Raw genomic sequence first — 21,994 nt, 5'->3', positions numbered from 1 at the left:
GGACCGTGGTGTGTCCGTCACTGTTGGCACAATGGCCCCATGACCGGCAACCGGCCCGCGCGGCCCTCCGACCTCGATCCCGCCGTCGCGGCGCGCCTGAAGCGGAACGCCGACGGCATGCTGCCCGCCGTCGTGCAGCAGTACGACAGCGGCGAAGTGCTCATGCTGGCGTGGATGGACGACGAGGCGCTGCACCGCACGCTCACCACCGGCCGCGGCACGTACTACAGCCGCAGCCGAAAGGAGTACTGGGTCAAGGGCGAGACGTCCGGGCACGTGCAGCACGTGAAGTCGGTCGCGCTCGACTGCGACGCCGACACCGTGCTCGTCCGCGTCGACCAGGTCGGCCCCGCCTGCCACACCGGCAGCCGCACCTGCTTCGACGGCCGCGAGCTGACCGTGGGCGGCGCCGAGTGACCACTCCGGACCGGGAGACGTTCCGCACGCTGGCCAAGGACCGCCGCGTCATCCCCGTCGTGCGCCGGCTGCTCGCCGACGGCGACACCCCCGTGGGGCTGTACCGGAAGCTCGCCGGCGAGCGCCCCGGCACGTTCCTGCTGGAGTCGGCGGAGAACGGCCGCACGTGGTCGCGGTACTCGTTCGTCGGCGTGCGCAGCGCCGCCACCCTCACCGAGCGCGACGGCCGGGCCCACTGGCTCGGCACCCCGCCCGTCGGCCTGCCCACCGGGGGCGACCCGCTGGCCGCCCTGCGCGCCACCGTCGAGGCCCTGCACACCCCGCGCGACCTGCACCAGGGTGCCGAAGGCCGGGACGCGCTGCCGCCCTTCACCGGCGGCATGGTCGGCTACCTCGGTTACGACGCCGTGCGGCGGCTGGAGCGCATCGGCGACAGCGCTCGTGACGACCTGCGGCTGCCGGAGATGACGATGCTGCTCACCTCCGACCTCGCCGTCCTCGACCACTGGGACGGCAGCGTCCTGCTGATCGCCAACGCGATCAACCACAACGACCTCGACACCGGCGTCGACGAGGCGTACGAGGACGCGGTCGCCCGGCTCGACGCGATGACGGCCGACCTCGCCCGCCCCACCGCCGCGAGCGCGGCGCCGCTGCCGCCGTCCGCGCTGCCGGAGTACGGGGAGCTGTGGGGCGGCGCGGAGTTCAGGGCGGCGGTCGCGGACATCAAGGAGCGGATCAGGGCGGGGGAGGCGTTCCAGGTCGTGCCGTCGCAGCGGTTCGAGACGCCGTGCGCCGCGAGCGCCCTCGACGTCTACCGCGTGCTGCGGGCCACCAACCCCAGCCCGTACATGTATCTGATCCGGCTGCCCGACACCGGCGCGGGCGGGGGCGCGTTCGACGTCGTCGGCTCCAGCCCGGAGGCGCTGGTCAAGGTCGAGGACGGGCGCGCCCTGCTGCACCCCATCGCGGGTACGCGCCCCCGCGGCGCGACGCCGCAGCAGGACGCGGCGCTGGCCGAGGAGTTGCTCGCCGACGAGAAGGAGCGCGCCGAGCACCTGATGCTCGTCGACCTCGGGCGCAACGACCTCGGCCGGGTCTGCGAGCCCGGCAGCGTCGAGGTCGTGGACTTCATGTCCATCGAGCGCTACAGCCATGTGATGCACATCGTCTCCACGGTCACCGGCCGGCTCGCCCCGGGGCGTACCGCGTTCGACGTGCTCACCGCCTGCTTCCCCGCCGGGACGCTGTCGGGGGCGCCGAAGCCGCGGGCGCTGCAGATCATCGAGGAGCTGGAGCCCACGCGGCGCGGGCTGTACGGCGGCTGCGTGGGGTACCTGGACTTCGCCGGGGACGCGGACACCGCCATCGCGATCCGCACGGCGCTGCTGCGCGACGGCACGGCGTACGTGCAGGCGGGCGCCGGGATCGTGGCGGACTCCGATCCGGCGGCGGAGGACGCGGAGTGCCGCAGCAAGGCTGCGGCGGTGCTGCGGGCGGTCGCGGCGGCGGGGCACCTGTCGCGGGCCGGCCGGCAGGCGGCGGGGTAGCGGGGCGTACGGGGGCGGCCCGGCCGCGGCGGCAGGACGGGGGGGCGCCGCGGCGGTACGCCACGGCCTTCGGCGCCCGTCCGGGCCCGGCGGCTCCGGCGCGTGTGCCCGGCCGCCCGCGCCCCCCTGCCGGGACCGGTCCTGAGGGGTGCGAGACACTTACCGGGTGACACATCCGTCCGCCTCCCGCGTCCCGCTCGCCGCCGCCCTGCTCTCCGGCGCGCTCGGGGCGGCCGTGGTCCTCGTCGCCGCCGGCCGCACCTGGGCCGAGGGCGAGGCGGCCACACCCGTCGCGGACGCCGCGCTGCACGTCACCGCCGGCGGCCGGGACGTCACCGGCGTGCCGTCGGCGCTGGCGATCGTCGGGCTCGCCGCCCTCGTCGCCGTCTTCGCCGTCCGCCGCGCCGGCCGTACCGTCGTCGCCGCGCTGCTCACGCTCTGCGGCGTCGGCGTGATCGCCGCCTCCGCCCTCGGTGCCTCCGACACCGCCGCGCTCGACGACCAGGCCGCCGAGGCGGCCGGCCTCACCGACGCCACGGTCGCCGCCGTCAGCCACACCGCCTGGGCCTGGGTGAGCCTGGCCGGCGGCGTGCTGCTGCTCTGCGCCGGGCTGCTCGCGCTCCGCTACGGCCCCGGCTGGCCGGCGATGTCCGGGCGCTACGAGCGCCCCGGCGCCGGCGCCGCCGCCCGCCCGCGGCGGGCCGCGCCCGTGGACCCGGAGCGGCCCGAGGAGCTGTGGAAGGCCCTCGACCGCGGCGAGGACCCCACCCGCGAGCGCTGACCGGCCCCCGTCGTCGGCGGCCGGGACCGATCGGGGACAATGGCCCCGTCTGGTGATATGAGCGGTTGTACGTTTCGAGGAGTGCAGTAATGGCGGAGAACCACGACCACGGACACACGCCGGCCGCATGGACCGCGGTGGTCATCATCTTCATCGGGTTCTGCGTTTCGGGCGCTCTGATGGTGATGGACCAGCCCCTGCTCTTCTGGCTGAGCCTGGTCATCATCCCCATCGGCGGCGTGGTCGGCGCCGTGATGCGCGGCATGGGCATGGGCAAGAAGCCGCTGCCGCCGGTGCGCACCGCCGGCGAGTAGCCCGTACGGTCCGCGCCCCGCCCCGGCCGGGAGACCCGCGCCGGGGCGCGCGGCGCCGCACGTGCGCCGCTTTTCCCTGCCGTACGCCGCACCGGATGCGCCCGCCCTCCCCCACCGGGACAATCCGGGTGTGTCCGCCCGTACCGCCGCGACCGCCCCGCTGCGGCGCCTCGCGCCCCCGCTCGCCGCGCTGGCCTGCGCCGCCGCCGGCCTCGCCGCTGTCGGCGCCGCCGACCCGAACGAGCCCGGCCGCTACCCGCCCTGCCCCGTCCTCGCGTACACGGGCCTGGCCTGCCCCGGCTGCGGCGGGCTGCGCTGCGCGTACGCGCTCGCCCACGGCGACGTGGCCGGGGCGCTCGGCGCCAACGCCCTCGTGGCCGCCGGCGCGGCCGTCCTCGGCGTCGCCCTGCTGGGCTGGCTGCTCGCCGCCGCACGCCCCCGCCCGCGCGTGCTCCCGCGGATCCGTATCCCGGCGCGACCGCCCGTGGGGCCGGTGCTGTTCGCGCTGGTCGCAGCGTTTACGCTGCTGCGGAACCTACCGTTCGGGGCGGCGCTGGGACCGTAGCCGCGGCGCGTCCGGCTGGTGGGACGGAGAAGGTCCGGATTCGGGGCTTCCGCCCGGTGCCGGATACCATCACAGGTACCCGAACAGCCGCCCGCCGGCGGCCGGCGCCCGGCGCCGGCGGCACCGGCGCCAGCAGAAAGGGGTCCGCTCGCGTGAGTGTGCTCGACGAGATCATTGACGGCGTGCGCGAGGACCTCGCCGAGCGGCAGGCCCGGGTCGGCCTCGACGAGCTGAAGGAGCGCGCCGCCAGAGCACCCCAGGCGCGCGACGGCGTGGCCGCGCTGCGCGGCGACAGCGTCACCGTGGTCTGCGAGGTCAAGCGCTCCAGCCCGTCCAAGGGCGCGCTCGCGGCGATCGCCGACCCGGCCGCGCTCGCCGCGGACTACGAGGCGGGCGGCGCCGCCGTCATCAGCGTCCTCACCGAGCAGCGCCGCTTCGGCGGCTCGCTGGCGGACCTGGAGGCCGTGCGCGCCAAGGTGGACCTGCCGGTGCTGCGCAAGGACTTCGTGGTCACGTCGTACCAGCTCTGGGAGGCGCGGGCGTACGGCGCCGACCTGGTGCTGCTGATCGTCGCCGCGCTGGACCAGGAGGCGCTGGTCTCGCTGGTGGAGCGGGCCGAGTCCATCGGGCTCACGCCGCTGGTCGAGGTGCACGACGAGGAGGAGACCGAGCGGGCGGTGGCCGCCGGGGCGAAGATCATCGGCGTGAACGCGCGGAACCTCAAGACCCTTGAGGTGGACCGCGGCAACTTCGGCCGGGTGGCCCCCGAGATCCCCGACCACATCGTCAAGATCGCCGAGTCCGGCGTGCGCGGCCCGCACGACCTCATCGCGTACGCGAACGACGGCGCCGACGCCGTGCTCGTCGGCGAGTCCCTGGTCACCGGCAAGGACCCGCGCGCCGCCGTCGCCGACCTCGTCGCCGCGGGCGCCCACCCCGCGCTGCGCCACGGGCGGGGCTGACGCCCCGGTGAGCACGTACGCGGAGCGCCCCCACCCGCCGCGGGGCGCCGCGGCCGGCCGCCGCGCCGCGCTCGCCTCCGTCCTCCAGGCGGGAGGCGTCCTCGCCCCCGGGTGCCGGCCGCGTGGCTGCCGGGCTCCCGCGCGGCGGGTGCGCGGGCGGCGGGTGAGGTACCACATCGGGGCCGAGCCGGGCCAGATCAACGGCATGCGATGGCACGCGGCGTGTCCCCACGCCGTCCGTCGTCCGTTCCGACCGAGGATCAGTCATGCCCGCAGAATTCTTCATCCCTGACCCGGAGCGTCAGGTGCCGACCGCCGAAGGCTACTTCGGCGCGTACGGCGGCAAGTTCATCCCCGAGGCGCTGCGCGCCGCCGTCGACGAGGTCGCCGTCGCGTACGAGAAGGCCAAGGACGACGAGTCGTTCGTCGCCGAGCTGAACGACCTGCTGGTCAACTACACCGGCCGGCCCAGCCCGCTCACGGAGGTGCCGCGCTTCGCCGCGGAGGCCGGCGGCGCCCGGGTCTTCCTCAAGCGCGAGGACCTCAACCACACCGGCTCGCACAAGATCAACAATGTGCTGGGCCAGGCCCTGCTCACCCGCCGGATGGGTAAGACCCGCGTCATCGCCGAGACCGGCGCGGGCCAGCACGGCGTGGCCACCGCCACCGCCTGCGCCCTCCTCGGCCTGGAGTGCACCGTCTACATGGGCGAGATCGACACCGAGCGGCAGGCGCTCAACGTCGCCCGCATGCGGATCCTCGGCGCCGAGGTCGTCCCGGTGACGTCCGGCAGCCGCACCCTCAAGGACGCGATCAACGAGGCGTTCCGCGACTGGGTCGCCAACGTCGAGCACACCCACTACCTCTTCGGCACCGTCGCGGGACCGCACCCCTTCCCCGCGCTGGTCCGGGACTTCCACCGGGTCATCGGCATCGAGGCCCGGCAGCAGTTGCTCGACCGCACGGGCCGGATGCCCGACGCGGCCGTCGCCTGCGTCGGCGGCGGCTCCAACGCCATCGGCCTCTTCCACGCCTTCCTGCCCCACCCCGCCGTGCGCCTCGTCGGCTGTGAGCCCGCCGGCCACGGCCTCACCAGCGGCGAGCACGCCGCGACCCTCAGCCTCGGCGACCCCGGGATCCTGCACGGCTCCCGGTCGTACGTGCTGCAGGACGAGGACGGCCAGATCACCGAGCCGTACTCGATCTCCGCCGGCCTCGACTACCCGGGCGTCGGCCCCGAGCACGCCTACCTCAAGGACGCCGGCCGCGCCGAGTACCGGGCCGTGACCGACGACGAGGCGATGCAGGCGCTGCGGCTGCTGTCGCGCAGCGAGGGCATCATCCCGGCCATCGAGAGCGCCCACGCGCTCGCCGGTGCGCTGGAGGTCGGCCGCGAACTGGGGCCCGACGGCCTGATCGTCGTCAACCTCTCCGGGCGCGGCGACAAGGACATGGACACCGCCGCCCGCTACTTCGGGCTCTACGACGCCGAGGAGGCGGACCGGTGACGGGCAACATCGCGCGGCTCGACGCCGTGCTCGCCGCCGCGAAGGCGGAGGACCGGGCGGCCCTCATCGGCTATCTGCCCGCCGGCTTCCCCGACGTGGACACGGGCGTACGGGCCATGACCGCCATGCTCGAAGGCGGTTGCGACGCCGTCGAGGTCGGCCTGCCGCACAGCGACCCGGTGCTGGACGGCCCGGTGATCCAGACCGCCGACGACATCGCGCTGCGCGGCGGGCTGCGGATCAAGGACGTCATCCGCACGGTCGCCGAGGTGCAGTCCGCGACGGACGCCCCGGTGCTCTGCATGACGTACTGGAACCCGGTCGACCGCTACGGCCCCGAGCGCTTCGCCGAGGACCTGGCCGCGGCGGGCGGCGCGGGCTGCATCCTGCCCGACCTGCCCGTCGAGGAGTCGGGGCCGTGGCGCCAGGCGGCCGACAAGCACGGCCTGGCCACGGTCTTCGTGGTCGCCCCCAGCAGCCGCGAGCAGCGGCTGTCGGCCATCACGGCGGCCGGCAGCGGCTTCGTCTACGCCGCGTCGCTGATGGGCGTCACGGGCACCCGCGAGTCCGTGGGCCGCGAGGCCCAGGACTTGGTCCGGCGCACCCGCGCCACCGAGGCGGCACGGGACGGCGGCCTGCCGGTCTGCGTCGGCCTCGGCGTCTCGACGGCGGACCAGGCGGCCGAGGTCGCCGCGTTCGCCGACGGCGTGATCGTCGGCTCGGCGTTCGTCAAGCGGCTGCTGGCCGCGGGGGACGACCACGAGGCGGGCCTCACGGCCGTGCGGGCGCTCGCGGGCGAGCTGGCCGAGGGGGTACGCCGCCGGGGCTGAGCGACCCGGGCGGATATCCACAGGGCCCTCCGCGGTGGGTACGGACGTGCGAAACTTGACGTAGTGATCCGTGCCGCACAGGGGAGGGCCCGATGGCCGGCAATCAGCCCGGCGCCGACGACGAGCCGCGTCTGCCCGATGACATATGGGAGCGGTTCCAGAGGGATTCCCTGGGCCAGATAGAGGCCACCGCGCCGAAGGAGCGCTCCGCGCGGTGGTACGAGGTGACGGAGCGGCTCGCCGCCGAGGAGGCCCGGCGCGAGGCGGCACCGAAAGAGCGCCGGATGCGCCGCCCCCGCCCGCGGATGCCCCATGCGCCGGTGCCGCGCGCCCTCACCGTCTGCCTCGTCCTCGTCTCGGTCGTGCTGGTGCTCTCCGCCGCCGCCGCTTACCTGCAGTACGGGCGCGTGTTCTGATCCGTCACCGGGGGCCGGGTCCCTCGTTATAGCCGGGCGTGAGCGAGAACAACCCTCAGGGGAAGCGCACCGCCCGGGACCGGATGCAGGCCGAGCGCGAGCGGCAGAGGTCCATGGACAAGCGGCGGCGGATGCTGGTCGTGCTCGCCGCGGTGGTGGGGGTGCTCGCCGTGGTCGCGGTGGTCGGCGTCCTCATCGGCCAGAACAGCGGCAGCGACACCAACGACAAGCCCGTCGCGTTCCCGAAGGGCGCCGTCGGCGAGGACCGCCTCGCGCTGCCCGCGGGCAAGGCCGCCGCCCCGGCCGCCCTCACCGTGTACGAGGACTTCCGCTGTCCGGCCTGCGGCCAGTTCGAGGACCGCTTCAGCAAGACGATCAACGAACTGGAGGACGCGGGGAAGCTGCGCACGGAGTACCGGCTGGTCAAGCTCATCGACGGCAACTTCGGCGGCACCGGCTCGCTGAACTCCGCCAACGCCGCGGCCTGCGCCCAGAACGCCGGCAAGTTCGTCCCGTACCACGACGTGCTCTTCCGCAACCAGCCGCCGGAGAACGACGACGCCTTCGCCGAGAAGGGGCACCTCAAGGACCTGGCGGGCAAGGTCGACGGGCTGCGCGGCAAGCGCTTCGACTCCTGCGTCGACGACGGCAGGTTCGACGGCTGGGTCGACGCCTCCGACGAGGCGTTCGGCAAGTCCGGCCACAACTCGACCCCCACCGTCCTGCTGGAGGGGAAGAACATCCTCGGGCCGGGCTCGAACCTCACCCCGGAGAGCTTCAAGCAGCTCGTCGAGGACGCCGGTAAGGACTGAGCCACCCCTGCGGGGCGGCGACATCGCGGAGAGTTACGGAGCCGTTGTCCCCGCGGGCTCCCCGCGTCGCGCCGCGGCACGGTACCGTCGGACCTGCTATGGATCTCGCATACATCCCCAGCCCTTCCGACGGTGTCTGGCACCTCGGACCGCTCCCGCTGCGCGGTTACGCCCTCGCCATCCTGCTCGGCATCTTCGTGGCCATCTGGCTCGGCGGACGCCGCTGGATCGCGCGCGGCGGCCGGCCGGGGACCGTCGCGGACATCGCCATCTGGGCCGTCCCCTTCGGCCTCGTCGGCGGCCGGCTCTACCACGTCGTCACCACGTATGAGCCGTATTTCGGCGAGGGCGGCGACTGGGTCAAGGCCTTCGAGATCTGGGAGGGCGGCCTCGGCATCTGGGGCGCCATCGCGATGGGCGCGCTCGGCGCCTGGATCGGCTGCCGCCGCCGCGGCATCCCGATCCCGGCCTACGCCGACGCCGTCGCGCCCGGCATCGCGCTCGCGCAGGCCCTGGGCCGCTGGGGCAACTGGTTCAACCAGGAGCTGTACGGCAAGCAGACCGACGTCTCCTGGGCCGTCGAGATCGACGCGGAGCACTCCGTCACCGGCACCGCCGAGACCTTCCACCCGACCTTCCTCTACGAGTCGCTGTGGTGCATCGGCGTCGCGCTGCTGGTGATCTGGGCCGACCGGCGCTTCCGCCTCGGCCACGGCCGGGCCTTCGCGCTCTACGTCGCGGGGTACACGGCGGGCCGCGGCTGGATCGAGTACCTGCGCGTGGACGAGGCGCACGAGGTCCTCGGGCTGCGGCTCAACGTCTGGACGTCGATCCTGGTCTTCGCCGCCGCGGTGCTCTACATCGTGGTGTCGGCGAAGAAGCGGCCGGGCCGCGAGGAGGTCGTGGAGCCCGCCGCGCCCGACGAGTCCGGCGCCCCCGGGAAGGACGCGCCCGGCGCCGCCGGGAAGGCCGGGGCCGACGCGAAGGACGGCGAGCCCGGCGAGGCGGCAGGACCGGACGGGCCCGGTGACGCCTCCGGGGCCGCCGGCGAGCAGGAGCCCGCGACCGCCGGCGCGGCCGAGGCCAAGACCGCGGGGGACGCCCCCGCGGGGGAGCGCGGCCGGCACACGTAGCCGCCCCGCACACCGCACGCACGGCAGGGCCGTCACCGCACCCGCGGCGACGGCCCCGCCCGTGTCCGGCCCGGTCACCCGGCCGGATCGTCCCCTAGAGTCTGTCCGGCGAGTCCGGCGACCGAACCCCGGTGATACGGCCGGTAAGGGCACCTCCGCCTGCCGGACCCCCCGCCGCGCACCGGAAGCATCCCGTCCGACCCGCAGCACCTCTGACGCCTCAGCCGCTCGCGCCCCCGCCGCCCCCGGACACACCGGCCCCGGCGGACCGCGGGCGGCGGATGGCGGGGTGCGTCGTCCCAGGTGAGTACGGCCTGCCTTGCTGGCGGGCCGCCGGGACCCCGCGTATCGTCGAACTGAAGATCGACGAGGGGAGCGCGATCCATGTCCGCGGGGCTGCAGGCGGGCCGGCCGGCCGAGCGGCACGGCCATACCCACCGTGACGTCACCGGCGGCTGGCTGCGGCCCGCCGTCTTCGGCGCGATGGACGGGCTGGTGTCGAACCTCGCGCTGATCACCGGCGTGGCCGGCGGCTCGGTCTCGTCCACGACGATCGTGCTCACCGGCCTCGCGGGGCTGGCGGCCGGCGCGTTCTCGATGGCCGCGGGGGAGTACACCTCCGTCGCCTCCCAGCGCGAGCTGGTCCTCGCCGAGCTGGACGTGGAGCGGCGCGAGCTCAGCCGGCATCCGGAGGACGAGCTGCAAGAGCTGAGCGACCTGTACGAGTCCCGCGGGGTGGACCCGGAGCTGGCCGCCGAGGTGTCCAGACAGCTCATGCGGGACCCGGAGCAGGCGCTGGAGATCCACGCCCGGGAGGAGCTGGGCGTCGACCCGGGCGACCTGCCGTCGCCGCTGGTGGCGGCCCTGTCGTCGTTCGGCTCCTTCGCCGTCGGCGCGCTGCTGCCGGTGCTGCCGTATCTGCTGGGCGCGACGGCGTTGTGGCCCGCGGTGCTGCTCGCGCTGGCCGGGCTCTTCGCCTGCGGCGCGGCGGTGGCGCGGATCACGGCCCGCACCTGGTGGTACAGCGGGCTGCGGCAACTGCTCCTCGGCGGCGCCGCGGCGGCCGTCACGTACGGTCTGGGCGCCCTCTTCGGAGCCACGGTCGGGGGCTGATCGCCGGACCGCGGGCGCGGCCGGATCCCGTATCCTCGAAAGCGATCTGCCCGCACTTCTGATCTATTACCCCCGCGTTTCGAACCGGACCTCCGCGGGCATGTGACGGGGACCGCGGGCAGTGCCGCCCGCGCTTCGTCCTGCACGAACCGTGCAGATCCCCCGCGCGGCGGGGTGCACTCCCCGACCAGGGGTGTCCGGATGCTGATACGCGGTATCCGCTTCCTGAGCTGCAGGTCATCATGTAACCTGCACGAAATTTCGGCCAGGGCCAACGTCGTCCCTCGGCACGCATCACTGCCACGACGACGACGGGAGAGCCGATGCGGCACGCATCCCAGGCGGCCCGCCCTGCAGCGCAGGGGCTGTACGACCCCCGGTACGAGCACGACGCCTGCGGGGTCGGCTTCGTCGCCACGCTGAGCGGGGAGGCCAGCCACGCACTCGTCCAGCAGGCGCTGACGGTGCTGCGCAACCTGGAACACCGCGGTGCCACCGGCTCCGACCCCGACACCGGCGACGGCGCCGGCATCCTGCTTCAGGTCCCGGACGCGTTCCTCCGCGCCACCGCCGGCTTCCCGCTGCCGGCCGCCGGTTCGTACGCCGTCGGCATGGCCTTCCTGCCCGTGGCCGAGGACGAGGCCGCCGCCGTACGGGAGCGGGTCGAGGCCATCGCCGCCGAGGAGGGCCTGCGGGTCCTCGGCTGGCGCGAGGTGCCCGTCGCGCCCGAACTGCTCGGAGCCGGCGCCCGCGCGACCATGCCGTCGTTCGCCCAGCTCTTCGTCGAGAGCGCCGACCCGGCGGCCCGCAAGAGCGGTATCGAGCTGGACCGGTCCGCGTTCGTGCTGCGCAAGCGCGCCGAGCGCGAGACCGACGTGTACTTCCCCTCGCTGTCCTCGCGCACCCTCGTCTACAAGGGCATGCTCACCACCGGGCAGCTCGAACCGTTCTTCCCGGACCTGTCGGACCGCCGGCTGACGACCGCCATCGGCGTCGTGCACTCCCGGTTCTCCACCAACACCTTCCCGAGCTGGCCGCTGGCCCACCCGTACCGCTACATCGCGCACAACGGCGAGATCAACACGGTCATGGGCAACCGCAACTGGATGCGCGCGCGGGAGTCCCAGCTCTCCTCGGAGCTCTTCGGGGAGCACGACCTGGAGCGGGTCTTCCCCATCTGCACCCCCGGCGCCTCCGACACCGCCTCCTTCGACGAGGTGCTGGAGCTGCTGCACCTGGGCGGCCGGTCGCTGCCGCACGCGATGCTGATGATGATCCCGGAGGCGTGGGAGAACCACGAGTCCATGGACCCGGCCCGGCGCGCGTTCTACCAGTACCACTCCACCGTCATGGAGCCCTGGGACGGTCCGGCGGGCGTGAGCTTCACCGACGGCACCCTCGTCGGCGCCGTCCTCGACCGCAACGGCCTGCGCCCCGGCCGCTACTGGGTCACCGACGACGGGCTGGTCGTGCTCGCCTCCGAGGTCGGCGTGCTCGACTTCGACCCTGACCGCGTCGTGCGCAAGGGCCGGCTGCAGCCCGGCCGGATGTTCCTGGTCGACACCGCGCAGCACCGCATCGTCGAGGACGACGAGATCAAGGCGGAGCTGGCCGCCGAGCACCCGTACGGGGACTGGCTGGACGCCGGCATCGTGGCGCTGCCGGAGCTGCCCGAGCGCGAGCACATCGTGCACACCCACGCCTCGGTCACCCGCCGCCAGCAGACCTTCGGCTACACCGAGGAGGAGCTGCGCGTCCTGCTCGCGCCCATGGCGCGCACCGGCGCGGAGCCGATCGGCTCCATGGGCTCCGACACCCCGCTCGCGGGACTCTCGGACCGGCCGCGGCTGATCTTCGACTACTTCACCCAGCTCTTCGCGCAGGTCACCAACCCGCCGCTGGACGCGATCCGCGAGGAGCTGGTCACCTCGCTGCACTCGGCGCTGGGCCCGCAGGGCAACCTGCTGGAGCCCACGCCCGCGTCCTGTCGTACGGTCACGCTGCCCTTCCCCGTCCTCGACAACGACGAGCTGGCCAAGCTCATCCACGTCAACGCCGACGGCGACATGCCGGGCTTCAAGTCCGTGACGCTCTCCGGGCTCTACCGCGTGCAGGGCGGCGGCCAGGCGCTCGCCGACCGGCTGGCGGAGGTCTGCACCGAGGTCGACGCGGCCATCGAGTCCGGCGCCCGGCTGCTGGTCCTCTCCGACCGGCACTCCGACGCCGAGCACGCCCCGATCCCGTCGCTGCTGCTCACCTCAGCCGTCCACCACCACCTGATCCGCACCAAGCAGCGCTCCCAGGTCGGCCTGCTGGTCGAGGCCGGCGACGTGCGCGAGGTGCACCACGTCGCGCTCCTCATCGGCTACGGGGCCGCCGCCGTCAACCCGTACCTGGCGATGGAGTCCGTCGAAGACCTCGTCCGCGCCGGCACGTTCATCGAGGGCGGCCCGGACGGCGATGCGCAGACGGCCATCCGCAACCTGATCAAGGCGCTGGGCAAGGGCGTGCTGAAGGTGATGTCCAAGATGGGCATCTCCACCGTCGCCTCGTACCGCGGTGCGCAGGTCTTCGAGGCCATCGGCCTGGACCAGGAGTTCGTGGACACGTACTTCCACGGCACCACGTCGAAGATCGGCGGCGCGGGACTCGACGTCATCGCCCGGGAGGTCGCCGCCCGCCACGCCAAGGCGTACCCCGCCTCCGGCATCGCCCCGGCCCACCGCAACCTGGAGATCGGCGGCGAGTACCAGTGGCGCCGCGAGGGCGAGCCGCACCTCTTCGACCCGGACACGGTCTTCCGGCTGCAGCACTCGACCCGCACCCGCCGCTACGACATCTTCAAGCAGTACACGCAGCGCGTGGACGAGCAGTCCGAGCGGCTGATGACGCTGCGCGGGCTCTTCCGGCTGGCGTCGGACCGCCCGGCGGTGCCGCTCGACGAGGTCGAGCCCGTCGCCGCGATCGTCAAGCGGTTCTCCACCGGCGCCATGTCGTACGGCTCCATCTCGCGGGAGGCGCACGAGACGCTGGCGATCGCGATGAACCAGCTCGGCGGCAAGTCCAACACCGGCGAGGGCGGCGAGGACGCCGACCGGCTGTACGACCCGGCCCGGCGCTCGGCGATCAAGCAGGTGGCCTCCGGCCGCTTCGGCGTCACCAGCGAGTACCTGGTGAACGCCGACGACATCCAGATCAAGATGGCGCAGGGCGCCAAGCCCGGCGAGGGCGGCCAGTTGCCCGGCCACAAGGTGTACCCGTGGGTGGCCAGGACCCGGCACTCCACGCCCGGCGTCGGCCTCATCTCGCCGCCGCCGCACCACGACATCTACTCGATCGAGGACCTGGCGCAGCTCATCCACGACCTGAAGAACGCCAACCCGCAGGCCCGCATCCACGTGAAGCTGGTGAGCGAGGTCGGCGTCGGCACGGTCGCGGCCGGGGTGTCCAAGGCGCACGCCGACGTGGTGCTGATCTCGGGACACGACGGCGGCACCGGCGCCTCCCCGCTGACGTCGCTCAAGCACGCCGGCGGCCCCTGGGAGCTGGGTCTCGCCGAGACCCAGCAGACGCTGCTGCTCAACGGGCTCCGCGACCGGATCGTGGTGCAGACCGACGGCCAGCTCAAGACGGGCCGCGACGTGGTCGTCGCCGCGCTCCTCGGCGCCGAGGAGTTCGGCTTCGCGACCGCGCCGCTGGTGGTCTCCGGCTGCGTGATGATGCGCGTGTGCCACCTGGACACCTGCCCGGTCGGCATCGCCACCCAGAACCCGGTGCTGCGCGAGCGCTACACCGGCCAGGCGGAACACGTCGTCAACTTCTTCGAGTTCATCGCCGAGGAGGTCCGCGAGCTCCTGGCCGAGCTGGGCTTCCGCAGCCTGGACGAGGCCGTCGGCCACGCCGAGGTGCTGGACATCAGCCGCGCCGTCGACCACTGGAAGGCGCAGGGCCTGGACCTGGCGCCGCTGCTGTACGTCCCGGAGCTGCCGGACGGCGCCGCGCGCTACCAGGTCACCGGCCAGGACCACGGCCTTCAGAAGGCGCTCGACAACGAGCTGATCAAGCTCGCCGCCGACGCCCTGGCCGCGCCGTCCGCCGCCGAGGCCCAGCCCGTACGGGCCCGGGTGGCGATCCGCAACATCAACCGCACGGTCGGCACCATGCTCGGCCACGAGGTGACGAAGAAGTTCGGCGGCGAAGGACTGCCCGACGGCGCGATCGACATCACCTTCACCGGCTCCGCGGGACAGTCGTTCGGCGCCTTCGTGCCGCGCGGCGTCACGCTGCGGCTGGAGGGCGACGCCAACGACTATGTCGGCAAGGGCCTGTCCGGCGGCCGGCTCGTGGTCCGGCCGGACCGCGCCGCGGAGCACCTCGCCGAGTACAGCGTCATCGCGGGCAACACCCTCGCGTACGGCGCCACCGGCGGCGAGATGTTCCTGCGCGGCAAGGTCGGCGAGCGGTTCTGCGTCCGCAACTCCGGCGCGCTCGTCGTCGCCGAGGGCGTCGGCGACCACGGCTGCGAGTACATGACCGGCGGCCAGGCCGTCGTGCTGGGCGAGACCGGGCGGAACTTCGCGGCCGGCATGTCCGGCGGCGTCGCGTACGTCCTCGACCTCGACCCGGACAACGTCAACGAGGGCAACCTCGCCGCCGTCGAGAAGCTGGACGACGCCGACCGGGAGTGGCTGCACGACGTGGTGCGCCGCCATCACGAGGAGACGGGCTCGACCGTCGCGGGGAAGCTGCTCGCCGAGTGGGACGCCCCCGACGCGGGCGTCGCCCGCTTCAGCAAGGTCTACCCGTCCACGTACAAGGCAGTGCTCACCGCCAAGGACGCCGCTGAGCGGGCCGGCCTCACCGAGGCCCAGACGCACGAGAAGATGATGGAGGCTGCGCTCCATGGCTGACCCCAAGGGCTTCCTGACCACCGGCCGCGAGGTCGCCGAGACCCGGCCCGTCGCCGAGCGGGTCAAGGACTGGAACGAGGTCTACGTCCCGGGCTCGCTGCTGCCCGTCATCAGCAAGCAGGCGGGCCGCTGCATGGACTGCGGCATCCCCTTCTGCCACAACGGTTGTCCGCTGGGCAACCTCATCCCCGAGTGGAACGACTACGCCTACCGCGAGGACTGGACCGCCGCCAGCGAGCGGCTGCACGCGACGAACAACTTCCCGGAGTTCACCGGGCGGCTGTGCCCGGCGCCGTGCGAGACGGCCTGCGTGCTGGGCATCAACCAGCCGGCGGTGACCATCAAGAACGTCGAGGTCACCATCATCGACAAGGCGTGGGAGGCCGGCGCCGTCACGCCGCAGCCGCCGGAGCGGCTGTCGGGCAAGACGGTCGCCGTCATCGGCTCGGGCCCGGCGGGGCTGGCCGCCGCGCAGCAGTTGACCCGGGCCGGGCACACGGTCGCGGTGTACGAGCGCGCCGACCGGATCGGCGGGCTGCTGCGGTACGGCATCCCCGAGTTCAAGATGGAGAAGCGGCACATCAACCGGCGCGTCGAGCAGATGCGGGCGGAGGGCACCAAGTTCCGTACGGGCGTGGAGATCGGCCGCGACATCGACGGCGCCAAGCTGCGCAAGCGCTACGACGCCGTGGTCGTCGCCGCCGGTGCCACCACCGCCCGCGACCTGCCGGTGCCGGGCCGCGAGCTGGCCGGCATCCACCAGGCGATGGACTACCTGCCGCTCGCCAACAAGGTCCAGGAGGGCGACTACGTCACCCCGCCGATCTCCGCCGAGGGCAAGCACGTCGTGGTCATCGGCGGCGGCGACACCGGCGCCGACTGCGTCGGCACCGCGCACCGGCAGGGCGCGGCGTCCGTGACCCAACTGGAGATCATGCCGCGGCCGTCGGAGGAGCGCCCCGAGGGCCAGCCGTGGCCGGTCTACCCGATGACGTACAAGGTCACCTCCGCCCACGAGGAGGGCGGCGAGCGCGTCTACTCCGTCTCGACCACCCACTTCGAGGGCGACGAGGACGGCAACGTGGCCTTCCTGCACCTGGTCGAGGTGCGGTTCGAGGACGGCGGGTTCAAGCCGGTGCCGGGCACCGAGCGGAAGATCCCGGCCGAGCTGGTCACGCTCGCGATGGGCTTCACCGGCGTGGACCGGGAGAACGGTCTGGTCGAGCAGCTCGGCCTGGAGCTGGACGCGCGCGGCAACGTCGCCCGCGACGCGGACTACGCCACCAGCGTCCCCGGCGTCTTCGTCGCCGGCGACGCCGGGCGCGGTCAGTCGCTGATCGTCTGGGCGATCGCCGAGGGGCGTTCCGCGGCGCGCGGCGTGGACCGTATGCTGACGGGCGCCAGCGACCTGCCGGCGCCGATCCGGCCGACGGACCGGGCGCTGGTGGTCTGACGCCCGGCCGCACCGCACAGCGATGTCCTCGGGATGTCCCGTACAACGAGGTACGGAACAGCAAGACCCGCGGCGCCTGCCTCTCCCCGACCGTTGAGGCGGGCGCCTCGGCGCGTCCGGGGGCGCGTCCGGGGGGTGCGGTGGGGCCGCGGGGGCGGGCGGGGCGGGCGGGATGGCTGCGGTCTGGTGCGGCCGGGGCGTAACGGATACCTTCCGGGAAGGTGCGCCGTCCTGCAACTCCCGTTCGTATCCCAGGAGTCCACATGCTCAGACGTCGCTCGACGGCACCGCTGTTCCTCGCCTTAGTGCTCGCCCTGTTCGCCCCGCTCACGGCCGCCGCCGCCCCAGAACCGACCGTCACCGGATCGGGGCCGGCCGCCGACGTCCCGCTGGAGGAGCTGGCGGTGACCACCACCCAGGTCGCCTCCGGACTGCGCCGCCCCATCGACATCGCCGCGCCCGATGACGGCAGCGGCCGGCTCTTCATCGCCGAGAAGCGCGGCACCGTCCGCGCCTACCACCCCGACACCGGCCTCGCCCCGGAGCCCGTCGCCGACCTCACCGACGTCGTCGACGAGTCCGGCAACGAGCGCGGGCTGCTCGCCATCGTCCCCGACCCGGCCTTCCCCGAGGTCCAGGACCTGTACGTGGTCTACAGCGCGCTGCCCGACGGGGCGATCACCCTCGCCCGCTACGGCCTCGACGACGGCGGCCTGGAGGTGCTGCTCGCCCAGGAGCACGCCGAGTACAGCAACCACAACGGCGGCACGATCGCCTTCGGCCCCGACGGCTACCTCTACTGGACCATCGGCGACGGCGGCGGCGCCGGCGACCCGTTCGACAGCGGCCAGCGCCTCGACACCCTGCTGGGCAAGCTGCTGCGCATCGACGTGAACCGGACCTGCGGCGACCTGCCGTACTGCGTGCCGGAGGACAACCCCTTCACCCGCACCGCCGGCGCCCGCCCGGAGATCTGGGCGTACGGGCTGCGCAACCCCTGGCGCTTCTCCTTCGACCCCGCGGACGGCTCGCTGTGGCTCGGCGACGTCGGCCAGGGCCGCTGGGAGGAGATCGACCACGTCGCCCGTCCGGAGCAGCCGGGCGCGAACTTCGGCTGGTCCTGCCGCGAGGGCTTCCAGGTCTTCGACGAGGCCCAGTGCACCGGGGACGCCGACTACACCGACCCCGTGTTCACCTACTCCCCGCAGACCGGCGGCTGCGCCGTGGTCGGCGGCCGGGTCTACCGCGGCGAGCGGTACGCCGGCCTGCTGGGCGGCACGTACATCGGCACCGACTACTGCTCGTCGGCGGTCTGGGCGCTGCGCCCGGACGGCCGGGGCGGCTACGAGCAGGCGGAGATCGGCCAGTTCCCGACCCAGATCACCGACGTGGGCGAGACGGTCGACGGCGAGTTCTACGTCGTCAACGACCTGCCGGGCGGGCTGCACAAGGTCGCCTTCGAGCGGCAGCGGCCGACCTGCGCGCTGGACGTCGTCTCGACCACCTGGGGCGGCGGCCTCACCGCGGATCTGACGCTCACCAACACCGGCAGCACGCCGATAGACGGCTGGACGCTGAAGTTCCCGCTGGCGATCGGCCAGACCGTGATCTCGGACTGGAACACCGACCTCTTCCAGGGCAGCGACATGATCACCGCGGCCAACGCCGCGCACAACGCGGTGATCGAGCCGGGGGAGAGCGTCTCGTTGGGCTATCTGGCGAGCCATACGGGTGATGTTTCGCCGCCGAAGCGCGCCACGCTCAACGGCGACGCCTGCACGCTGACCGCTTCCGCTAGGGCCGCCGGCTGACGCTTCGCGATAGCAAGCGCTTCCACGCCCGCCTCCGGTCGCGCGCCGGAGGCGGGCGGTAAGAAAATGGCGATGATAGTTTCGGATGCACAGCGCGCAACGCCAAAGGTCGGACAATTGTCGGATGGACGCTTCGGCGGCACCTCAGACAACGGTTCGGCATCACCTCGAAACCACCCTTGACCCTGGTTAAACCACTCCATACCGTCCTGCTGGTCTAGACAAGTTCAGGTTCGGCTCACTGGAGAGCGGGAGCGGTTCATGCGGAAGTTCGTCATCGGCGCCGTGAGCGCCGCAATGGTGCTGGGGCTCGCCGCCTGTGGCAGCGACTCCGACGATGGGGACGGCGGCGGCGACGCACTGGACGGCAAGGGCAAGACCCTCGACGTCTGGATCATGAAGGGGACCAACCCCGATGCCGAGCCCTTCTTCGACAAACTGAACAAGGAGTTCGAGAAGAAGACCGGCGCGAAGGTCAACGTCGAGTACCAGCAGTGGGAGAGCGCCCAGCGCAAGTTCACCACTGCGATCGAGGGCGGCCCGGACCAGGTGCCGGACGTCGCCGAGGTCGGCACCACCTGGGTGCCCCAGTTCGCCGAGACCGGCGGCCTGGTGGACGTCACCGACCAGGTGAAGGACGCCGGTCTCGACCAGGACCTGGTCGAGGGGCTGAAGGACGCGGGCACGCTGGAGGGCAAGCAGTACGGCATGCCCTGGTACGCGGGCGTGCGCGGCCTCGTCTACCGCAAGGACATCTTCGACAAGCACGGCCTGAAGGCCCCGACGACCTGGGAAGAGCTCCGGGACGTCGCGCTCACCCTGAAGAAGGAGGAGCCGGACATGATCTCGTTCCCCGTCGCCGGCGGGGCCGAGATGTTCGCGATGCCCTTCGTCTGGGGCGCGGGCGGTGAGCCCGCCGTGCAGGACGGCGACACCTGGAAGTCGGCCATCAACTCGCCGGAGTCGGTCGAGGGCCTGCAGTTCTACACCGACCTCGCCACGAAGGACAAGCTGTCCCCGGCGAAGGTCACCACCTGGCGCGAGGACGAGGTGGCCCAGGAGTTCACCAAGGGGAACGTCGCGATGACGATCTCCGGCAACTGGACCCCCAAGACCTTCCTCGACGAGGCCCCCGAGCTGGAGGGCAAGATCGCCGCCGCGCCGATCCCCGGCAAGGACGGCGGCATGAGCCCGTCGTTCCTCGGCGGCTCCTACCTGTCGACGTTCGACAGCGACAAGAAGGAACTGGCCTGGGAGTACGTCAAGATGGCCACCACCGGCAAGTTCGCCGCCGAGTGGGCCAAGCAGACGAACTACTTCCCCGGCACCAACACCGACCTGAAGAAGATCGCCGACGAGGGCGACCCGCTGGTCGAGCCGTTCGCCAAGCAGATGATGGAGGCCGGCGCGACCGTCCCCAAGACCACCGCCTACGGCGAGATCCAGGCCAGCCAGGTGGTGCTGAAGTTGGTCCAGTCCGTGCTCAAGGGCGACCAGAGCGTCCAGGAGGCAGCGGACAAGGCCGCCGGCGAGATGGACGACATCTTCGCCAAGTCCGAGTAGACCCCGCTTTCGGACAAGGACACGGAAAGACACAGTGAAGGATTCGCTCGCCGCCGAGGTCGCGCTGGCTCCCCCCACGGAGCCGTCGCGGCCCGGCCGCGCCTCCGCCGACGCCGCCCGCCGCCGCAAGCGGCTGGTGACGGTGACCCGGCCGTGGCTGCTGCTGGCACCCTCCCTCGTGGTGCTGGCCGGGCTGCTGCTGTGGCCGCTGATCGAGGTCGGCAAGCTGTCGCTGCAGGACTACGAGGTCAAGTTCGGCGGCGGCGTCGGCACCTGGACCGGCTTCGACAACTACTCCGCCCTGCTCTCCAACGAGCTGCTGTGGCGCACGGTGCTGCCGAACACCGCGTTCTTCGCGTTCGGCTGCGTGATCCTCACGGTGGCGTTCGGCACCTTCGTCGCGCTGCTGCTCAACCGGCTGGGCACCGTGTGGCGGGTGGTCTGCTCCACCGCGATCATGGCCGCCTGGGCGATGCCGGCGGTCACCGGCACGTACGTCTGGGTCTGGCTCTTCGCCGCGGAGGACGGGCTGATGAGCCGGCTGGCCGGCGGTCTCGGGCTCATCGACCCCGAGACCACCAACTGGTTCACCGAGCGGCTCGGCTTCTACGCCATCGCCACCCTGAACGTCGTCCACCACGGCTTCCCCTTCGTCGCCATCACCGTGCTCGCGGGCCTGATGACGGTGCCGAAGGAGCTGTACGAGGCCGGGATGATCGACGGCGCGAGCGCCTGGCAGCGTTTCTGGCGCATCACCGTGCCGGCCCTGCGGCCGATCTTCCTGGTCGTGACCATCCTCTCGACCATCTGGGACTTCAAGGTCTTCACCCAGATCTTCCTCATGCCCGGCGGCAGCGGAAGCAACGAGGACGTCATGAACCTCGGCGTGTACTCGTACATCGAGGCGTTCGCCAAGAACGACTACGGGGCCGGCGCCGCCGCCGCGGTGATGCTCACCCTGCTGCTCATCGCCATCACCCTCGTCTACATCCGTACGCTCTTCCGGCAGGGGGAGGAGGACCTGTGAAGCGCACCTCGATCGGCTCGCGCATCGGCCTGCCGGCCGCCGTCGCCGGGCTGCTGATCTTCACCCTCTTCCCCGTCTACTGGATGATGAGCACGGCGCTGGACCCGCGGGCCTCCTCGCGGGGCTCGGACCTGCTGCCCAGCGGCGTCACGTTCGAGCACTTCAGCCGGGTGTGGAACGAGGGCGACTTCGACCGCTACCTGCTGAACTCGGCGATCGTCGGCCTCGGCACCATCCTGGCCGCCGCCGCGCTGTCGCTCTTCGCGGCCGTGGCCGTGGCGCGCTTCCGCTTCACGTTCCGCACCTCCGTGCTGATCATGATCCTGATCGTGCAGATGGTGCCGCTGGAGGCGCTGGTCATCCCGCTCTTCCTGCAGATGCGCGACTACGAGATGCTCAACAGCCTGCTCGGGCTCACGATCGTCTACATCGCGCTGTCGCTGCCGTTCGCGATCTGGACGCTGCGCGGGTTCGTCGCCACCGTGCCGAAGGAGGTCGAGGAGGCGGCGTACATCGACGGCTGCACCTGGCCGCGGATGTTCTGGTCCGTGCTGCTGCCGCTGGTGGCGCCCGGTCTGGTGGCCACCAGCGTCTTCGCGTTCATCACCGCCTGGAACGAGTTCGTCTTCGCGTACACGTTCATGAAGGACAGCGAGAAGTACACGGCGGCCGTGGGGATCTACCAGTTCTTCGGCGAGAACGACACCGCGTGGGGGCCGGTCATGGCCAGCTCCACGCTGATCACGCTGCCGGTGCTGATCTTCTTCGTGATCGTGCAGCGGCGGCTGGCCTCCGGTCTCGCGGCCGGGGCGATCAAGGGCTGAGGACG

The 21,994-nt window shown here is 72.7% G+C and carries 18 protein-coding genes and 1 pseudogene; all 19 read left to right on the top strand.

The features are described 5' to 3' along the window. The first annotated feature begins 39 nt into the window (after positions 1-39). The 19 genes and pseudogenes from hisI to DMB38_RS06305 all read left to right on the top strand — a co-directional run bounded on the left by hisI (position 40) and on the right by DMB38_RS06305 (position 21,989). The gene (hisI, locus tag DMB38_RS06395) at positions 40-417 is read left to right on the top strand and encodes a phosphoribosyl-AMP cyclohydrolase (protein ID WP_047015218.1); all 378 of its coding nucleotides are present in this window, start codon (positions 40-42) and stop codon (positions 415-417) included. Beyond that, positions 414-1,967 carry an anthranilate synthase component I gene (locus tag DMB38_RS06390; RefSeq protein WP_125934316.1) on the top strand — a complete coding sequence of 518 codons (1,554 nt, stop codon included), beginning with the start codon at positions 414-416 and terminating at the stop codon, positions 1,965-1,967. Before hisI ends, DMB38_RS06390 begins: the two co-directional genes overlap by 4 nt. Positions 1,968-2,133: 166 nt before the next feature. Beyond that, the gene (locus tag DMB38_RS06385) at positions 2,134-2,748 is read left to right on the top strand and encodes a TIGR02234 family membrane protein (protein ID WP_125934315.1); all 615 of its coding nucleotides are present in this window, start codon (positions 2,134-2,136) and stop codon (positions 2,746-2,748) included. A gap of 89 nt (positions 2,749-2,837) precedes the next feature. Further along, entirely contained in the window at positions 2,838-3,062 is a 225-nt protein-coding gene (locus tag DMB38_RS06380) for an HGxxPAAW family protein (RefSeq protein WP_125934314.1), read from the top strand. A gap of 130 nt (positions 3,063-3,192) precedes the next feature. Further along, positions 3,193-3,627 (top strand): DUF2752 domain-containing protein, encoded by a 435-nt coding sequence (locus DMB38_RS06375; RefSeq protein WP_125934313.1) that lies wholly within the window; start codon positions 3,193-3,195, stop codon positions 3,625-3,627. Positions 3,628-3,779: 152 nt separating this feature from the next. Beyond that, the gene (gene trpC / locus DMB38_RS06370) at positions 3,780-4,589 is read left to right on the top strand and encodes an indole-3-glycerol phosphate synthase TrpC (RefSeq protein ID WP_101425081.1); all 810 of its coding nucleotides are present in this window, start codon (positions 3,780-3,782) and stop codon (positions 4,587-4,589) included. A gap of 100 nt (positions 4,590-4,689) precedes the next feature. Next, positions 4,690-4,881 (top strand): annotated as a pseudogene (locus tag DMB38_RS36645) (hypothetical protein); the annotation flags it as partial. After that, positions 4,856-6,097, top strand: a complete 1,242-nt coding sequence (gene trpB, locus DMB38_RS06360) for a tryptophan synthase subunit beta (RefSeq protein ID WP_125934311.1) — start codon at positions 4,856-4,858, stop codon at positions 6,095-6,097. The pseudogene DMB38_RS36645 and the gene trpB, both read left to right, overlap by 26 nt. After that, positions 6,094-6,927 (top strand): tryptophan synthase subunit alpha, encoded by an 834-nt coding sequence (gene trpA / locus DMB38_RS06355; RefSeq protein ID WP_125934310.1) that lies wholly within the window; start codon positions 6,094-6,096, stop codon positions 6,925-6,927. Before trpB ends, trpA begins: the two co-directional genes overlap by 4 nt. Positions 6,928-7,019: 92 nt before the next feature. Continuing rightward, on the top strand, positions 7,020-7,343 hold the full coding sequence (locus DMB38_RS06350; protein WP_125934309.1) for a hypothetical protein: 324 nt from the start codon (positions 7,020-7,022) through the stop codon (positions 7,341-7,343). A gap of 38 nt (positions 7,344-7,381) precedes the next feature. Next, positions 7,382-8,155 (top strand): thioredoxin domain-containing protein, encoded by a 774-nt coding sequence (locus DMB38_RS06345; RefSeq protein WP_276314943.1) that lies wholly within the window; start codon positions 7,382-7,384, stop codon positions 8,153-8,155. A 98-nt stretch (positions 8,156-8,253) separates the two neighbouring features. Then, positions 8,254-9,288: a prolipoprotein diacylglyceryl transferase gene (gene lgt, locus DMB38_RS06340; RefSeq protein WP_125934308.1), complete on the top strand. Its 1,035-nt coding sequence runs from the start codon at positions 8,254-8,256 to the stop codon at positions 9,286-9,288. 384 nt (positions 9,289-9,672) lie between these two features. After that, positions 9,673-10,401, top strand: a complete 729-nt coding sequence (locus DMB38_RS06335; protein WP_125934307.1) for a VIT1/CCC1 transporter family protein — start codon at positions 9,673-9,675, stop codon at positions 10,399-10,401. Positions 10,402-10,724: 323 nt separating this feature from the next. Continuing rightward, the gene (gene gltB, locus DMB38_RS06330) at positions 10,725-15,311 is read left to right on the top strand and encodes a glutamate synthase large subunit (protein WP_125934306.1); all 4,587 of its coding nucleotides are present in this window, start codon (positions 10,725-10,727) and stop codon (positions 15,309-15,311) included. After that, positions 15,304-16,764, top strand: coding sequence for a glutamate synthase subunit beta (locus tag DMB38_RS06325; RefSeq protein ID WP_125934305.1), 1,461 nt, complete (start codon positions 15,304-15,306; stop codon positions 16,762-16,764). Before gltB ends, DMB38_RS06325 begins: the two co-directional genes overlap by 8 nt. A gap of 263 nt (positions 16,765-17,027) precedes the next feature. Beyond that, positions 17,028-18,575: a PQQ-dependent sugar dehydrogenase gene (locus DMB38_RS06320; protein ID WP_125934304.1), complete on the top strand. Its 1,548-nt coding sequence runs from the start codon at positions 17,028-17,030 to the stop codon at positions 18,573-18,575. A 261-nt stretch (positions 18,576-18,836) separates the two neighbouring features. Further along, positions 18,837-20,138: a sugar ABC transporter substrate-binding protein gene (locus DMB38_RS06315; RefSeq protein WP_125934303.1), complete on the top strand. Its 1,302-nt coding sequence runs from the start codon at positions 18,837-18,839 to the stop codon at positions 20,136-20,138. A 34-nt stretch (positions 20,139-20,172) separates the two neighbouring features. Then, complete coding sequence (locus DMB38_RS06310; protein WP_047015202.1) at positions 20,173-21,165, top strand: sugar ABC transporter permease; 993 nt, start codon at positions 20,173-20,175, stop codon at positions 21,163-21,165. After that, positions 21,162-21,989, top strand: coding sequence for a carbohydrate ABC transporter permease (locus DMB38_RS06305; protein ID WP_047015201.1), 828 nt, complete (start codon positions 21,162-21,164; stop codon positions 21,987-21,989). Before DMB38_RS06310 ends, DMB38_RS06305 begins: the two co-directional genes overlap by 4 nt. The last annotated feature ends 5 nt before the right edge of the window (positions 21,990-21,994 follow it).

The organism is Streptomyces sp. WAC 06738 (assembly GCF_003945505.1).
Classification (GTDB): Bacteria; Actinomycetota; Actinomycetes; order Streptomycetales; family Streptomycetaceae; genus Streptomyces.
The sequence above is the reverse complement of the archived record's forward strand: the minus strand, read 5'-3'. Positions and strand labels throughout refer to the sequence as shown.

Excerpts from the sequence above, each read along its gene's own strand:
- DMB38_RS06335 (WP_125934307.1), top strand. The coding sequence starts at position 9,673 with ATGTCCGCGGGGCTGCAGGCGGGCCGGCCGGCCGAGCGGCACGGCCAT.
- DMB38_RS06320 (WP_125934304.1), top strand. The coding sequence starts at position 17,028 with ATGCTCAGACGTCGCTCGACGGCACCGCTGTTCCTCGCCTTAGTGCTC.
- trpB (WP_125934311.1), top strand. The coding sequence starts at position 4,856 with ATGCCCGCAGAATTCTTCATCCCTGACCCGGAGCGTCAGGTGCCGACC.
- DMB38_RS06325 (WP_125934305.1), top strand. The coding sequence starts at position 15,304 with ATGGCTGACCCCAAGGGCTTCCTGACCACCGGCCGCGAGGTCGCCGAG.
- DMB38_RS06380 (WP_125934314.1), top strand. The coding sequence starts at position 2,838 with ATGGCGGAGAACCACGACCACGGACACACGCCGGCCGCATGGACCGCG.
- gltB (WP_125934306.1), top strand. The coding sequence starts at position 10,725 with ATGCGGCACGCATCCCAGGCGGCCCGCCCTGCAGCGCAGGGGCTGTAC.
- lgt (WP_125934308.1), top strand. The coding sequence starts at position 8,254 with ATGGATCTCGCATACATCCCCAGCCCTTCCGACGGTGTCTGGCACCTC.
- hisI (WP_047015218.1), top strand. The coding sequence starts at position 40 with ATGACCGGCAACCGGCCCGCGCGGCCCTCCGACCTCGATCCCGCCGTC.
- DMB38_RS06350 (WP_125934309.1), top strand. The coding sequence starts at position 7,020 with ATGGCCGGCAATCAGCCCGGCGCCGACGACGAGCCGCGTCTGCCCGAT.
- DMB38_RS06315 (WP_125934303.1), top strand. The coding sequence starts at position 18,837 with ATGCGGAAGTTCGTCATCGGCGCCGTGAGCGCCGCAATGGTGCTGGGG.